Source organism: Parabacteroides sp. AM08-6 (assembly GCF_003473295.1).
Lineage (GTDB): Bacteria > Bacteroidota > Bacteroidia > Bacteroidales > Tannerellaceae > Parabacteroides.
This window is the reverse complement of record NZ_QRMP01000021.1, coordinates 12,070-28,116: the sequence shown is the minus strand read 5'-3', so window position 1 is coordinate 28,116 and position 16,047 is coordinate 12,070. Positions and strand designations below refer to the sequence as shown.

Here is a 16,047-nt window from a genome sequence, read left to right as displayed (position 1 = left end):
TATGGAATATGTAATAACTCATTACCCTGATAAAAAGCGTTTTGAAACGAAGATGGATGGAGTAACGGCCTTTGTACAGTACCGTCTGGTAGATGGAAAATTAGATATTATTCATACGATTGTACCACCTGCAATCGAAGGCCGTGGAATCGCATCCGCATTGGTGAAGTATGCCTATGATTATGCTTTGGCCAACGGTATGAAACCATTAGCCACTTGTTCTTATGCGGTAACCTGGCTTCATCGTCATCCGGATTATGCGCAATGATTTTATTCTTTGATAGTAATTCCGAGTATTCGTGCCAACTCCAGTGCTTGCAGTGATGTAACGGAGACTCCCCGTAGTTCGCTGACTGTCGGTGCACTCACACGAATACCGGATATTTCGGAGCTTGAGAAATCAATTCCTTTTAGTTTAGTATGATAAAACTCACTTTCAGTCAAGTTGCACTTCTCAAAGTTGATGTAAGAAAATTGACAATCCTCCATTCCTGCGTTTCTCAAATCGCAGTTTATAAAGTCTACATGTCCCAACTTACTCATAGAAAAATTGATGTAATCTCCTTTGCATTCCCTGAATAACACATGGTTGAAAATCCCGTCCGAAAAGTTTGTCCCAATCAGCTTACATCCGATAAACTCCACTCGGTGAAATCCACATCCTGTCAGTTTTACGTTTGATAAATCGCAATTACGGAATACAATGTCACTGAATTGTGATTTTTTTATGTAGCATCCCTGGAAATAGCAATTTGCGAACAGACATGATTGGACAGATAGATTACTTTTCTGTAACTCCTCTATTAGTTGATTTTTAAAGGCGTATTCAATCAAGTCTTCTTCATTCTTCTCCAATGCGGTCTCAATAGAAACATCTTCATGGAGTATTTTTGCCAAGCGGGGCTGTGTTATTTTCATCTATGGAACTTCTTTTGTTTATGTAGGAATGTTTGGTGATAGATGAAACAAAAGTAAGAAAAATATCCTATTCTATCTATCGAGTTTGGAAAATGACCTATAATATATAATTTTGCAGAAACTTAAAAAGAACAATGATGAAAACGGAACCTCTTGCCCGGCAATCTCTTTTCTTGTACCATAGTATTGCTATATTGACTGTCGTTATATGGGGAACAACGTTTGTCTCGACCAAGATATTAATCAATACAGGTTTGTCCCCGGTCGAAATATTGCTTTATCGTTTTGTCTTGGCTTATTTCTGTATCCTGATAGTATCGCATAAAAAGCTTTGGGCAAGCAGCTTGAAGGACGAATTTTTGATGTTGCTTTCCGGGATATGTGGAGGTTCTCTTTATTTTATTGCGGAGAATACCGCTTTGGGAATAACATTGGCCTCCAATGTCTCATTATTGATTTGTACGGCTCCTGTTATCACTACAATATTGTCCGGTATTTTTTATAAAGAACCTTTGCAAAGGAATGTGTTATATGGTTCATTGGTTGCTTTGGCGGGAGTGGGGTTAGTTGTTTTCAATGGTAGTGTTTTGCTGAAGATAAATCCGTTAGGTGATTTCCTTACTTTGGTGGCGGCGGTTTCGTGGGCTTTTTATTGTATTATCCTGAAAAGGCTTAGTCGTCATTATCCGGTATTATTTATCACGCGGAAGGTATTCTGCTATGGAATTCTTTCCTTGTTTGTCTATTTTATATTTGTCCCTTTGAAAATGAATTATGAGTTGCTTAGACTTCCTGTTGTTTATTGTAACTTATTGTTTTTAGGTTGTATTGCTTCCATGCTTTGTTATCTGATGTGGAACACGGCTGTCCGTTTCTTAGGTGCATCCAAAACCGCCAATTATATTTATGTCGTTCCTTTGGTTACTCTTTTAACCTCTGCCGCATTCTTGTCCGAGGCGTTGACAGTTACCTCTTTAGCAGGCGCTTTTTGTATCATAGGCGGGGTCTATATTGCCGAAAAAGCATCGAAAAGGAGCAAGAAAAGTAACCGTGCCTGAGCGTGTCACATTTCACCTTCTGTCTGTGAATACCAGGTCCATCCATTGATTTGGATTTGTATAGCCTGCCATAAATCCGAGGAGGTTTCTGAAAAGAAAAAGATGATTTTGTATTCATCCTGCCGGTCCAGATATTCCTGTACTCCCCAATTATTCCCTTCCATATCGGTCATGGCGAGAAAATCAATCAGGTTGATGTCAAAAACCTTTTTCCCTGTTGCCTTTTCGGTTACCGTAAAGTGAGTTTGCCGGTTCTCCATCAATCGCATTGTATTCATTTCTACGACTGCCGCGGAAGGGCTTTTTTGTTCTTTGTAATAAGGACGAAAACTCAGGACATCGTCATTTAGTAAGGAATTATCATAAGCCAGGTATCCGTTTGCTTCAATGATTTCATAGTTGTAATCATCCATATTCAAATTCCAGGCTTTCGTAGAACTATTGGGTGTATTTCCCTGTGAGTATCCTTGAAAGACGAATCGTACTTTATTCGTGTCTTTTATCAGGTTTATGACTTCCGTTTGATTAGCCATTCCGGAAAAATTCACATGATGAATTTCTCCATACCAAAGGGGGTCCAGTTTCTTATCAATGATACGGGACTCTTCACGTTTTAGCCGTAATTTCATCTCTGTAATATCGGATTCTCCATTAAGTGTCGCAATATCGTAGGATTCGTGCACACCTGCCCATGCCAGAAACTGGTATTCTCCGACAGGTAATTCTACTTCCATTAGATAATTACCTGTAGCTAAGATGCTTCCCTCTTCTGTCTGCCGGAACAGGAACTTGCCGTCTTTATCAAATACGTAAAGTTCCACCTTGTCAACCTGGGTATGGAATGCATCTGTAAAAAGCATATTATAGTCATATTTGAATTTGACATACAAACGGCATTCCGGAAGTTCCTCTCTAATACTTTCACAAGAGGTTATTATGCCGGCGACAGCGAAAAGAACTCCTAATGTTATATAATACAATAAGCTTTTTGGTTTCATATTTTCAATGTTTTCAATTTCTGTAAAGTATAAATAAAGAGGGGTGTCGGTAGTTATTTCTCCGCCCCCTCTTTTTAGACAAAACTAAAGCAAGTGATGGCCTCTAAATCAAAATTCTTCTTCCTGGCTATACCATGTCCAAGGATTCACATTGATTTGGACGGACAACCAATTTCCTTCTTCTTCGTCCGGCTCATTTGTGCCTGGCTCCGGAATGGTAGGATATCCGGGACTATTGAATTTAGTAACATTAATATCATAAACTGAATTACGGACTACACCAAATTCCCCTAATTCATTTATCGCATCCTTTGTATCATCGTGTTTAATGATTGCTTTGTAATAACAGGTTGCTTCGGCATAATAAGTAAGATTGCCTACACTCCTAGCCCGATTCGGACCAGATTGAATTATCTTCTCTTTTGTGTCTGCGAAAGCACTCATTGTTGTTGCTATATCTCCTGCATTATTCGGAAGTTCTACTTCACCGATACCTATTCCTTCCGGTCCTAGATATCGATTGAAAGCATTGGTTAATGCGGTCGGGACAATAGAGGGGTCTTCTTGACTGAATTTATAGGTCAATTCCGCTTCAATCCAGTTCATTAATGTAGTAAAAGTATAATAACCGCCATTAATCAGCATCCAATCGCCATTACTTTCCTGATTCATTACTGGAGTATCAGAGTCGGGCAGTTTATATTCGGCAGGGATGAATTTTATTTTGAACAATACATGTGTCGTATAAGCATGCATATTGTATGGTGCATCCTGTGTATTTTCAAAGCAATATTTACTTTCGTGATTACCCAACCACTCGTCTCCTGTCACATTAAATTCATTAATATAATGATAGTCGAGACTTCCGTTTTGAGAGTCATAATTGGGATCTCTTCTATAAGAACCTAATTTATATTGGTCGAATGGGGCACGGAAACCACCTCCGTTCAGTTCATACCATGTTGCGACTCTTTCGGATACGGGAAAATATTTTGTATTGGTGACATTCAATGCCCATCCGCCGTTATTCAAATCAATAATAGCCGGGGCTTCTGTGTTCGTTTCAATATTGACACGAACTTTAGCTACTACGCGGTCGATTTTGACGGATAATGGGCTTCTATTAGCAGCCTCTACCGTTTTATAAAGTTTCAGTTCAGTATCTTCTCCTCCTTCTAAAGAAGGTTCCAGCCCTCCTTTCGCATTTGTCATCATAAATCCCTCTATGGAAGATATATTCCCGACATCTTCTGTGATTGCAGCATTGATATCGCTATACTTCTTTCCTACAGTATTATTTAGATGAGGAAAATTCTCGGAAGGATTTGCAACAAGCAAAATACGTTTGGATGTTGCCGGAACTGTAAAAGCATTGCCGGGGTTGCCGGTAGGTCGTCCGTCATCGGTAATTCCTGCTTCCTCGTTTCTTAATTCCATATCGGCAGTCACTATCGGATCTGCATCCATAGTAAAGAAAATAGCTCTGATACTCTTTATTTTCGATTCCTCCGCAGAGCCATTTTCCTGGTTCGGATTATTCAGGCCACGAGTGGACGGAGTGGATGGGGTAATCACTTTCAAAGCTACCCATGCATCCCCTTTCGGGTCTGTTACGATATCATCATCTCCATTCGAAATGATGTCATTATTACATGCGGCAAATATCATCGTTGCCAATGTAAACATCAAAAAAAACTTCTTTTTCATTTTACAATAATTAAATAGTTATTAATCAATTCACTTATCCCTTTTCTTCTATATTATCAGTTATTTACTCTTCCTGATTGAGTAATGTCAATTTTTATACGTTTCACACTACTGCCATTTTTGGATGAACCGGGGTTTCCAATGGTGGTCAGATAGACAATCCCATTTCTTTCCGAACCATAATTAGGCAATACTTCAATATATATTATCCCATCATCCACCGTAATATGTTCCGTATCATTCCGGTCACTATCCGGGATGGAGGAGCGCAGTTTAATCCAGCTTCGGGGATTGTCATTTCCGTCTTCTACGTAAGCGGAGAGACTATAATAATTAATCTCTGATTTTAGGGGGTCCAAATTGCTTGTCGGCATGAACCGTAATGTATCGCCTTTTGTAGAGATAGCATTCCGTTGCCTGATATGAATCTGTTTTTCCAGATTTCCAAGTTTCAGGGTCACAGAAGCATTTATCCTTTTTGTGCCGTCAATGGCTATCAGGCCCTCCTCATGCCACTGAAGCCTGTTGGAAACAAAAACGCCTATCGGAGTTATACGGGGAGAAATATTATTTTCAACGATAGGAATTTTGCCGTCTTCCGGATATGAGAGGTGAAACGAACCTTCTTCTACATCCATTTCATTATCCGTTATACTTCTTGCATCCGGAAAGTCCTTTTTACAATCGGTTATCACATTAAAAGCTTCATGGGTCGTACTATTATTGGAATAAGCAATAAATACAGAGTTGCTTACCGCCAGATAATAGTCATTATTCGCTATAATCTCATAAGAATTACTATCATCCACCAATATCGTGAAATCGAGAGCGGTGTTGGAAGCTTTGGATATTTTAGCATCCTCCACCGAGTCATAACCCGGCCCTTTGACTGTTTTGATGGTGAACTTATAAGCGCGGTTGCGAAGTATATTCATCGACTGCAAAGTGTCGTCAACAATCGCCATTTTATAATAATAATCCTGATTCTCATAGCTCCCCTGAATAATTATATAAGGCTCGTTCCGTTTGTCTGATTCATATAAATATATCGGGTTGTTTTCCGTGCTTTGTCCTCCTGTCACGACTTCTGTCGTAACCAAAGGGGATGAGTAAGCCGCATCATATTGATACTCTGTCAAATTAGATGTATTATCCATGATGGAACCGTCAAGATTATGCCATTGTCCTTGTCTGGGAACATTGACTACCGTCATTATCCCTTTCAACTTGAAATTGGAAGCATTATTGATAATCATCAGTTTAGCCACAGACCGGATTAGTTGTAACGAACTTTTATCACTGTTTTCTATTTTGGTGGTATTGTCTATCTTGTCTACTTCCAGCAGATAACTCATTGGAATAGGCTCGTCGGCACCATTATAAGGAATGGTTGTGAGCGAGGGACTATCCAATGGTTCGGTCCGTAAATTCTTACAAACTTCAGATAAGGTCGTTATACCCGGATTTATTCGGGTTAACAAATTATCCGCATTAAAATCATACCCAGTGACATTGTCTCCATAATAAAACCGGCTTTGCGGATTAGCCAATATTAATAACTGATATTTGTTGCCGGCAGGTTGTTTGGTCAGTATTACAAACCTTTTCCCCACCAGTTCAAAAGCCTGAACAGCTTCAATAAAAGTTGCATTTTCCCCATTCCCCTTGAACACAAGAATCCAAGGAGTTTTACCAACCTTGTTTTCATTATCTGTACCCTTTGTTGAAGGCAGTTTGTAATCGTTGGCGCGGGCAAAGATTTCAATCCGTACCTTATCGTCCGATGTTTCTCCTTCGTCCGGATGCCCGGAGGAAAGAACTTCGTGCTCACAAGCTGTCATCAGTAAGAGTAGAAGCATACTGAGAAGATGAATTATATATATTGTCTTTTTCTTCATTTTTTTACACATCGAAGTGAATACCCGAAATGAGCGCTGATAGATTTGGGCATAGTGGATGGATAATTGAATTCCATACTCCAAATATTACTATAAGGTGTTCCCGTCTCTTTTTCCACTCCATTTTCAATTACTTTTTGGGTCCATCCGGGAGCAACGGATGCGGACCAATAATATCCTGTTTCACTGGCAAACTCCAAACTTCCGTCTAAATGCCATCTTCTTCCCGCCGCCGGGAAAAATACGGAAGCATCTGTTTCGGAATTGAACAACAATACGCCACCGTATGCTGCGTTTGCATTATTCAGAGAGACTCCTTTATAGAGCGATTCTGCACCATTTCCTCTGTCAGTCCCGTTAAGCATTTTGCCTGTCTTAATCGGTCGTCTGTCAAAGAAACCATCCGCATATTGCCCATACATTATTTCGTCGAGAATTTGAGGTGTATATAGTTCTGTTTTTAAAGCTTCGTTAAAAGGCTTGTCTACTGTATACGAACTCGCATCTCCCTTCATCGGTTTCTTGAATATTGACATTCTCCAATCGGACTGATAAATCTGGTTACCATACGTGAGACTATTGACTGCAATCTGATCAACCGGACCATCTGTCGGACGACGATACCCCGGAGGACAGATTTCATAATAATCTTCAAATTTATCTCCAGATACGGGCCGCCATAAAGGCGGGCTTCCGATATATGAAATGGGCCAGTTCGGCATGCTCCAATCCGCAGCAAGATTCACATTTGTAGGATGATAAGCCCGAAGGACAAGGCTTGCTTGAGCAATTGGCAATCCCCATTGAAAATGGGCTCCCGCCTGAGTCGGATATTTAACAAAATCGACCGAATTCTCTAAGTCATTCTTATTGATTAATACCCAGGGAACTGTTGTGTTCGGATTATCTTTGAACACTTTTGCCGTCAGGTTGTAGGGGGAAAACTTTGCTCCGTATGTATTTCCCGTACTTCCGTTCCGCATTAAGTAATCAGCATCTTCACCTTGACGAACAAACAGTTTGGTTTTAAGAGTGTCAGACACGCCATTTTCGCTATTCGCGTAAGTAATATCCACTCTACCGTATCTCGGTGTTCCCTGATGAGGATTTTTACTTCTCAGCCCAATCCTGAAATAAATACGTCCTCTTCCACGTACCTCATATCCATTCTCATTTTTATAGGAATTCGGGATTACGGGATAATCTTCCGCTTCGCCCGGAGCATCAGTCCCTATTGCCGGGTCAAAACTCGGAGTTGTACTAATGACGATAAAATCCCTGTATTCTTCCGGAACTGTCGCAGTCCAAACATGCCAATAACTATACCTGTCACCGCTAATCACCCTTTCACCTGTTTCATTGTCGGTAAAAAAAGCACCGATATAAGGACGCGTCCATCTGTTCTTATCTGAGTTCACGATGAAATCGACACGTGTTCCTTCCTGTTTGACGTGAACGAGGATGGTCTTTTCCAGCGGATTTACCGTTATTAATTCCTGATTGCTATTTTGGTAATAATCTTCTGCAGCCACTAAGGTAATTTTATAAGTCTCTTCACCGATATTGTTCGGACGATCCAACAGGATATCCATATAGCCGGAACCTGTAGTAGGATCATACGAGATTCTCTCGTCACGGTTTTTTGCCCATGTTTGTGAAGATAAGGCATTGAATACCGTATTCGTCTCCATTTCTTGCCCTGTACTTACCACCTTTACTGTGTTTGCAACTCTCACAACCGGCATATTAGACCAAAAGGAAATCCGTGCACCGTTAAAATCTGTAATACTGACTTCCGTGTGCGATACATTCAATATCCTATTACCCGGTATATTCCACTGGTTGTCGGTTTTACCCCATTCAGAGGCTTCAATGTTTACATCCAGCGATTCTCTGATTATTCCGGTCAAATCAAGTTTTGTATTGTTCGGAAGGCTATAGTTTGCTGGATTTGAAGCAATCTTCAATTCTGTGGAAGGATTATACTTATCCTTCATGTTTATTGTAAAAACGATAGCCTTTTCTTTATCTTCTTTTTCCTCCAATTCATTGGATGGTAAAATGATTCGTGTTATCTTTTTTGCCCAGGTTGCACCTTCGACAGTCGGAAGCATGTCTGAAATATATTTTGTATCCCGGGTAAATGTACGCGTGATATTATGCTTGACGGACGAGCCGTTATAATGAGCTGTCAGCGGAACTAAATTCGGGATACCGCTGAACGTGACACCTTCAAAAGCATCATCGAAATTACTTTCTGTAGCCACAGCTTCCAGTATAACGTCAACCCGTACGCCAAGCCTGTAGAGAGCCAACTGCAACAAGGAAACAGTCGTCCCGTCATTCAGTCTCGCTCCTTGTCCGTTTGTCAGGATTGTGACGTTCTTCATCTCTTGTATCATAGGAATAATCCGGTCTGATAAGAAAAAATCTGCCGGATAAGCGATGTTATTCAAATCTTCATATTTAGAGATTGCGGCTAATCTGCTTTCAATGAAATTATCGGTAGCAGGTTCATTGGCCAAGAAAACAAAATCATAGTTTCCGGCAGTAACTGGATGCTGAATGACATCATTCTGCGATGTATTATAACGTATGTTCGTGATGCAACTCCCTGTACTTGTATCAAAAGTCAGAACACGAAGTGTCTCAATTACATAATCTTCAGGACTTCCGGCATGTGTGGAACTTTGAGGTCCCATTCCTTTGATTGAAATAAATGAACCGTTTACATTCTGTTCTATCAGGGTCTCATCTACGCAAGCCGATAATACTATTAGTAATGAAACGCAAATTATGTTCTTATATACTCTATACCCTATACTCATTCTCAAAAAAATTATAATCATCACTTCTGCGAGTGGCAATTTACCCGGTTGCAAAGTTCTATAAATCAACGTGGATATAATTATATATACATTTCTGATATAAAAAGTTGGAAAAATAAATTATACCGAATAATGTGATTATAAAAAAAGGGAGTTGCTAAATATAAACACGATGTGTAAATCAAAGGCTTATTTACAATATTCGCACCTTGGTTTCAAAAACGCTTTCGATTTTCAAAACTTCAGAAAATAAAGGCCGGGACATATATTGCCCAATCTGATTTATTTGTCATCAGCTATGCATATAACGACCGCTGAGGCAAAAAGAGCATAAAGGGTTTTGGTTGTACGTTTGTATCCGATGGTTGTTATTGGCCCTATTTTCTAAAAGTTATATCTTTATTATGGACATTGATTATTGTACTCATGGTTACATCTCGGTTTACATGGCTTGTGTGAACCAACACGAAAAACACAGAAAATAATAGGATTTGAAGGGAAAAACCACCGAAAATGCACAAAAAAAGCAGTCACTTTTGATTGTAACTGCTTGATTTCCAGTGGTGCCACCAGCAAGAGAACTTTTATCTTCTCTATATTGATTATCACCGTTTTATAGTTTCTTCCATTTGGAAATCCACATGATTTAGCACACGATTATGTTTTATCGTTTTGCATCGCTATAAGAACGATTCTTAATTCAAATATCTCTTTGTTTCAATATCGCCTGAGATTCTCCTTGTAGAGTTACCACGCTGATATTTAAAACTTTATATTTTTAGCTTCAAGCATATCCCATGATTTAACCCACTAATTTGCTACGTGCTTTTGCGGTAGTTTGCTCATGGAGAATACTGAGAACAAAAATAGTGACTTTTTATGAATCTGCAAAAGAATAAAAGACGATTTGTATTTTTATTGGTTGTCACTCAATATCTTATAAATATTCATTTTCTTATTTATATTATTGTAAATCAATGTGTTATATAATTCTTGTGATTAATTCTATCACATTGTAAAGTATCATAAGTATCTCTGTTGTGATGCTTAAAAAATCCTTTCTTGTTTTGAGATATGCCTATTTTTCATACCTTTGCACATACTAAGAATATCATTATGAAAAATGGAAATTTGTTAAATCGATTAGGGTTTTCTGACAATGAACTGGACAGAAAGACTCTTTTGTTTCCTCATAATGAGCGTTTGTCTGACAAGTTAGGGACTGTTTCTTACTATGGAAAAGATAAGAGCGAACAAGTAAAAACTCGTTTTTATTGGATAAAAGCAGAAGATATGTCCTTGGAGGATATCAAGGCTATTCATGAACGAATCTGGAATGAGAATAAAGCGGATTTACTTTTTTTAGAAAAGGCTAATTCTGTAGAAATAAAGTATATAAACACTTCTCCAAAAGATGACTTATTGGATATTGTGCAAATCCCAACAAATGTAGAGGATAATGAACTTCTTGACAAGATAAGTAAAGAGCATATAACGACAGGAGCATTTTGGATTGAATATAATAATGCTCTTGAAAGGATAAGAAAGCAGCATAAAACAGTAGATCAAGCTTTAGTTGAAAGCCTTTGTTTTTTACGTGAAAAATTGGATGATATTTATAAGCCGTTATTTTCTGATAAAACAGCAAGGAGTAATATTGTACAGGCTTTAATAGACCGCACTCTTTTTATTAAATTTCTAGAAGATAAGAAAATAATCAATTCAAATTTTTATTATAAATATTTTGGTAATAGTAATATTCACTATAAAGACATCTTGTTACAGAAAGATGCAAGAAGAATAAATGAACTATTCCATCGTATTAATGAAGTGTTTAATAATAAACTTTTTGAAACACCCACTATAAAAGATGATGATTTAATAGATAGTGCTTTAACTGCAATAGCTTATACAATTTCAGGTTCAATAGGTGGACAGCTATCTTTATTTGATTTTCAATTTGATGTTATTCCGATAGAATTTATCAGTCATATATATCAAATATTTTTAGATGACAAGAAGTCTATTCAAGGAATTTTTTATACCCCGGAAGGACTTGCTAATTTGGTTCTTGACAATGTTTTGCATAACCCCGGTCGGATTTTAGATCCATCCTGTGGGTCTGGTATTTTCCTTGTATTAGCTTTTCGGAAGATGTATACTACTCCTTCTGGCATGACAAGTATATATGATAGAATTCAACATCGTTTGAAATTTATTCAAGAGAATATTTTTGGTATAGAAATAGAAAATACTGCCGCTCGTTTAGCTGTTTTTTCTTTGTATTTGGAGGTTTTGAATGATATTACAGCTGCCGAACTAAATAAACTTGTTGCAGAAATCATCACCTCAGAAGATAGTAAACAATTATTTTCGATTGACTTTAGTGATAATATTCAAGAAAAAAATGCTTTAGAAGAAGGCTGTAATAGTGCTTTTGCAAGCCAAAAATTTGATTATATAGTTGGTAATCCACCATGGTTTGTTATTAGTAAAACTAGTCAAAATATAAATGACGAAATAAATTATTCTTATTGGGATAAATATCGTAATTATTTTACTTTAGAACGTCAAATATCTCAATGTTTTTTACATCGAATAAAGGAGTGGAGTACTAATGAAACTAAATTTGGATTTATCGTAAACAGTAGTAATTTCACAAACACTTCGGATAGTTTTCAGAATTTTATTTTTTCAACATATCGATTGAAAAGAATATTTGAATTATATCATGTAAAAGATATTCTCTTTGATTATGCAAAAGAACCAGCATGTTTACTTATTTTTGATAATCATATTGCTAACCCAAATTTGATAGAATATTTCTTACCGAGATTAAATAGCTTTGCAGAAACATTTAGAACAATTCTATTAAACCAAAAGGATGTACTTTATGTACGACAAGAAGAATTATTGAATAAAAAGATTAGATTGCGTGATTATTTAATTGGAACAGAAGCTGAACTATCATTAGCAAATAAACTTGAAAAGGAATGTAAATCAATAATTGATTTGTTATTAATTGATGAGAGATATGATAGTTACAGAGGTTTTTCAGACTGGGGAGAAAGCGCATTAAAGAAAGAATTCAATGAAGACAAAAATCTATTGTCTAAAGATGAATTAGAACTCAGAAAACAAACCTTTATAGATAAATATTATAATTCGATAGCAAATGAAGAGTATAATATTCCTTTTGTAAAATCAGCTAATCTTGAGCGTTTTATAATTAAGAATATTAATTCCTATTGCAGGAATGATATTTCTAATTTTGATAGACCTCGAAATAACTTTGTTTATACAGGAGAGAAGATTCTTTGTTCACGCATAGGGGGAGAAATAAAAGCTGTTTATTCAAACAACAAAGTCTATTTTGGAACTGATATTTATGTCATTAAATTGCAAGATCCAGAACTATACCATACTATTGTTTGCTGTTTAAATTCTGAATTGTTGAATTATTTTTCTCAGATAAAACTGAGAAAACGTATAGATAGCTCTTTATCACGATTAGACTCCTCGGATATAAAAAAAATACCTATTCCTAAAAGATTCAATAAAACCATTGTAGAAAAACTAACATTGTTATCTAGAGAAATATCTGAAGGCGTTTATTTGTTTGAAGAAAAAAAAGATGAACTAAATGAATTAGTTTGTGATTTGTATGACTTTAACTGTGTTGAAAAACAGCGTGTTGCTGATTTCTTCGTATCGAAAGATCAAAAAATAACAAAGGAAGTACTTGAAGACTATTGTCATGTATTCTTTAAAACGATTAGAAGATTTTTAAAAACAGGAATAACTAAATTTGAATATTCTTATAATTCAAGTCTGCCTTTTGATATTGCAGGAGTTAAAATAACATTTGGTGAAAATGGTTCGGATTCACCCCAAATAGATAAGGTACGCTTATCAATTAATCACCAGTTGTTGAAATTAGTAGGCAATACCGTTCTTGTGTCTCTGAAAGAACGTATTTATTCAGAAGATAGCATTTTCATAATGAAAGATTTGGATCCTAAAAATTGGACTAAATCAGCTGCTTATGACGATGCGAAAGCCGAAATAAAAAAACTTTTGCAACTATGAGTAATGTTGATTTTTTATATATTCCAACTTCTAGCAGTGAATCCAATGCATTTAAAGAAATGAGACAGAGGCACCTGCAAGAGTCTTCTAAATTTGATGATAATTTTTATCTTACTCAGATATTTGCTTATTTGTCCACTGTTTATAATAGCATTACCGCAGATGATCGTGAAGTTTTAAGAAATAGTAAGGAAGAGGAAATAACAGATCATATTCGTCGGCAACTTCAAAAGAATGAGAATTTTGTATTGGATGGATTTATGGTTAATTCAGAAGCTAGAAATCAAGATAAACTTATTGGCTATTATGATCTTAAATTTGAACATAGTGATTGGATAAGCCAATATCTTGTCTTGGAGTGTAAGCCTGTGAGTATTAGTAAATCAAGAATAAATGCATATATTCATAATGTAACAAAACATAAAGAAGATGATGGAGGGCTTTATAGATTCTTGATTAACAAATATGCTACGAACAAGTCTTTTGGAGGTATGTTGGGATATATAATTAACAATAATCCAGATGATGTTATCACAAAGTTAAAAGAGGGAATTCTTCTTTGCAATTTAACTCATGGAAAGTTGTCTTTTGGCTATATACAAAATCATAATTTGTTAAATTGCCCAATTGCTAGTTTTAGATATGGCTTCCAATCAGATCACGTCCGAATATATGAAGATCAAATCATTACTCCTATTCATATATTCCATCTTTTTTTCGATTTCACACAATGAGAAGTTTTGATAAAAGATACTCAAATAAATATGTTAGCCAGTCTTTGATAAATTTATTGTTGCGAGATGTCTTATAATTTATTTTTTCTGTTTCTTTTCTTAAATTTCGGTATTTGGTTTTGTCGGATTATAGAATTTTTTCTGAAAACAATTTCCGATGAGGTAAAAGGAATTTGGGAATTGGGAGAAATATTGTTCTTTTGATTGAAAAATGGAACTACATAAGTATAATTTTCTTGTTTGATAGCAATATGTGTATCTGTATTGGAAGTCTTATCACTTGATTTCCTGTTTTCAAGATTAAGAGAAAGCAAGTTTTCCTGATTGTTATCTTGATTGATTTCGGCTTTTCCTTTATTATATTGATATTCTAACTCTTGTTGTTTAATCTGTTTCGCTATAGAACCGTTTTTCATGGTATTGGCGTACTCAAAGGATTCTGATAATTGTCTATTGTAGCCGAATTGCTTATCAAATCCCAGTTCTGCTTGTTGGAATAGATTCACACGATTGAAGCCACCTTTAATTACTCCGTTCTTGGTGTTCTTGTGATTGGTAAGTGGAGATAGCTTCTTTTTATTTGCTTGGTCTTTCCGGCTCACAATCAAATGACAATGCATATTCAGTTCGTTATTAGAACGACTACGGTTAAAATGAATCTTACCATAGAATTTAATATCAGAAGCAGATAGTTCTTTATTAAAGTTCTTGGCATATTCAGGGATAAACACTTCACGGATATAGCGTTTCATGGCTTCGGCTTGTTCCTGTTCTGTATAACCAATTGCTCGGAGTTCTTTTTCTGATGGGCTGACATGAATAGCATAAAACTTAGCATCTGTTTTTAGAAGTTGTCCGATATTGCTATCTATATCCTTTATCACTTTTGATTTGTAGATGTTATCCTCTGCCAGATTGAAAAAGCCCTCGGCATAAATACCCTTTTCCATTCTTTCTAAATCCTCGTGTTCCATGTAATTAGCTAACTGTCGGCAACTCCCAGAATTATTATATGTTCCATTGGATGGCGGGGCAAAGTCTATGTGCATAATCCTATGTATTTATCAGATTGCTGATTTTAACTTTCAGGTTCTCTTTTCTTTTGTTATCCATCACACCACAAGCGGAAAGTTCCGAATAGAGTTGTATCAGTTGAAGTAGCTTTTTATAATCCCGTTGGTGTATTTGGTATAGTGCATTTATCTGTTTGGATTGGTTGTTTATTACATCGGCATGATTACAGAACTGTTCACTTAACTTTTTCAATATGGCTGTGTGTTTCTCTTGGCTGGCTTCCAGTTGAGAGAGAATTAGAGTTTCTAAAGTTTTGCCGATAGCATCGAAACGCAAAGCTATAGAATTTGTTGTCCGTATCATCGGATTCAGTTGCTCTTCTTCATAGTGATGAATGAAACGGATAATATCATCCTGTCTCTTATTTATTTTCGCCAGTTCCGATTTTATGGATTCAGGTGCTTCGGATGGGTTGATATGTGCCTTGTCTATATACCCGAACGCCAACTTTACAACTTCACTCTTTTTCAGTGAATAGCGTTTGCATATCTTTTCTACCAAAGCTGCTGTTCCCTTGTCTACGGAAATGGTAGTGAATATCGTTTTTCGACTGTTATTTGGCATGGTAATTACTTTTTAATAGAAATATGAATAGATAAATACCTGATAATAAGCATTAAAAAGATAATGCTTATTACGAGTGTCATTACAGCGTATTCTTGTAATACGCTAAAGCCGAAGGCTTTGCCCCGCAGGGCAAGAGGGAAGAACAGGACTTGTCCAGTTCCCTCTTGCTCGATTTA

General features: G+C 36.6%; 11 protein-coding genes. 4 read left to right on the top strand and 7 right to left on the bottom strand.

The window, feature by feature from the left end; translation table 11 throughout:
• The first annotated feature begins 1 nt into the window (after nucleotide 1).
• Complete coding sequence (locus tag DW103_RS12695) at nucleotides 2-268, top strand: GNAT family N-acetyltransferase (protein ID WP_122276700.1); 267 nt, start codon at nucleotides 2-4, stop codon at nucleotides 266-268.
• 2 nt (nucleotides 269-270) lie between these two features.
• Here the strand turns inward: DW103_RS12695 and DW103_RS12690 are convergent, their stop codons facing one another.
• Nucleotides 271-918 (bottom strand): pentapeptide repeat-containing protein, encoded by a 648-nt coding sequence (locus DW103_RS12690; protein ID WP_122276698.1) that lies wholly within the window; start codon nucleotides 916-918, stop codon nucleotides 271-273.
• Between the two features lie 137 nt (nucleotides 919-1,055).
• Here DW103_RS12690 and DW103_RS12685 point away from each other — a divergent pair, with 137 nt between their 5' ends.
• Nucleotides 1,056-1,976, top strand: coding sequence for a DMT family transporter (locus DW103_RS12685; protein ID WP_122276748.1), 921 nt, complete (start codon nucleotides 1,056-1,058; stop codon nucleotides 1,974-1,976).
• 5 nt (nucleotides 1,977-1,981) lie between these two features.
• Here the strand turns inward: DW103_RS12685 and DW103_RS12680 are convergent, their stop codons facing one another.
• From DW103_RS12680 to DW103_RS12665, 4 genes are all read right to left on the bottom strand, one after another.
• Nucleotides 1,982-2,974, bottom strand: a complete 993-nt coding sequence (locus DW103_RS12680; RefSeq protein ID WP_122276696.1) for a FimB/Mfa2 family fimbrial subunit — start codon at nucleotides 2,972-2,974, stop codon at nucleotides 1,982-1,984.
• Between the two features lie 108 nt (nucleotides 2,975-3,082).
• Entirely contained in the window at nucleotides 3,083-4,681 is a 1,599-nt protein-coding gene (locus DW103_RS12675) for an Mfa1 family fimbria major subunit (protein ID WP_122276693.1), read from the bottom strand.
• A gap of 56 nt (nucleotides 4,682-4,737) precedes the next feature.
• Complete coding sequence (locus DW103_RS12670) at nucleotides 4,738-6,540, bottom strand: DUF4906 domain-containing protein (RefSeq protein WP_370453485.1); 1,803 nt, start codon at nucleotides 6,538-6,540, stop codon at nucleotides 4,738-4,740.
• A gap of 35 nt (nucleotides 6,541-6,575) precedes the next feature.
• Nucleotides 6,576-9,407, bottom strand: a complete 2,832-nt coding sequence (locus DW103_RS12665) for a fimbrial protein (RefSeq protein ID WP_122276746.1) — start codon at nucleotides 9,405-9,407, stop codon at nucleotides 6,576-6,578.
• Nucleotides 9,408-10,523: 1,116 nt separating this feature from the next.
• On the opposite strand from DW103_RS12665, the gene DW103_RS12660 reads away from it, so the two are divergent.
• A complete protein-coding gene (locus DW103_RS12660) occupies nucleotides 10,524-13,496 on the top strand; it encodes a DNA methyltransferase (protein ID WP_158576698.1) in 2,973 nt (990 codons plus the stop codon).
• Nucleotides 13,493-14,230, top strand: coding sequence for a hypothetical protein (locus DW103_RS12655; protein WP_122276687.1), 738 nt, complete (start codon nucleotides 13,493-13,495; stop codon nucleotides 14,228-14,230). Before DW103_RS12660 ends, DW103_RS12655 begins: the two co-directional genes overlap by 4 nt.
• 71 nt (nucleotides 14,231-14,301) lie before the next feature.
• On the opposite strand, the gene DW103_RS12650 is transcribed toward DW103_RS12655, so the two are convergent.
• Together DW103_RS12650 and DW103_RS12645 are read right to left on the bottom strand one after the other, a co-directional pair.
• Nucleotides 14,302-15,279 carry a DUF5712 family protein gene (locus tag DW103_RS12650; RefSeq protein WP_122276685.1) on the bottom strand — a complete coding sequence of 326 codons (978 nt, stop codon included), beginning with the start codon at nucleotides 15,277-15,279 and terminating at the stop codon, nucleotides 14,302-14,304.
• Between the two features lie 4 nt (nucleotides 15,280-15,283).
• Nucleotides 15,284-15,868: a BfmA/BtgA family mobilization protein gene (locus DW103_RS12645; RefSeq protein WP_122276683.1), complete on the bottom strand. Its 585-nt coding sequence runs from the start codon at nucleotides 15,866-15,868 to the stop codon at nucleotides 15,284-15,286.
• Nucleotides 15,869-16,047 lie beyond the last annotated feature (179 nt).

Excerpts from the sequence above, each read along its gene's own strand:
- DW103_RS12690 (WP_122276698.1), bottom strand. The coding sequence starts at position 918 with ATGAAAATAACACAGCCCCGCTTGGCAAAAATACTCCATGAAGATGTT.
- DW103_RS12645 (WP_122276683.1), bottom strand. The coding sequence starts at position 15,868 with ATGCCAAATAACAGTCGAAAAACGATATTCACTACCATTTCCGTAGAC.
- DW103_RS12660 (WP_158576698.1), top strand. The coding sequence starts at position 10,524 with ATGAAAAATGGAAATTTGTTAAATCGATTAGGGTTTTCTGACAATGAA.
- DW103_RS12670 (WP_370453485.1), bottom strand. The coding sequence starts at position 6,540 with ATGCTTCTACTCTTACTGATGACAGCTTGTGAGCACGAAGTTCTTTCC.
- DW103_RS12665 (WP_122276746.1), bottom strand. The coding sequence starts at position 9,407 with ATGAGTATAGGGTATAGAGTATATAAGAACATAATTTGCGTTTCATTA.
- DW103_RS12685 (WP_122276748.1), top strand. The coding sequence starts at position 1,056 with ATGAAAACGGAACCTCTTGCCCGGCAATCTCTTTTCTTGTACCATAGT.
- DW103_RS12675 (WP_122276693.1), bottom strand. The coding sequence starts at position 4,681 with ATGAAAAAGAAGTTTTTTTTGATGTTTACATTGGCAACGATGATATTT.
- DW103_RS12695 (WP_122276700.1), top strand. The coding sequence starts at position 2 with ATGGAATATGTAATAACTCATTACCCTGATAAAAAGCGTTTTGAAACG.
- DW103_RS12655 (WP_122276687.1), top strand. The coding sequence starts at position 13,493 with ATGAGTAATGTTGATTTTTTATATATTCCAACTTCTAGCAGTGAATCC.
- DW103_RS12680 (WP_122276696.1), bottom strand. The coding sequence starts at position 2,974 with ATGAAACCAAAAAGCTTATTGTATTATATAACATTAGGAGTTCTTTTC.
- DW103_RS12650 (WP_122276685.1), bottom strand. The coding sequence starts at position 15,279 with ATGCACATAGACTTTGCCCCGCCATCCAATGGAACATATAATAATTCT.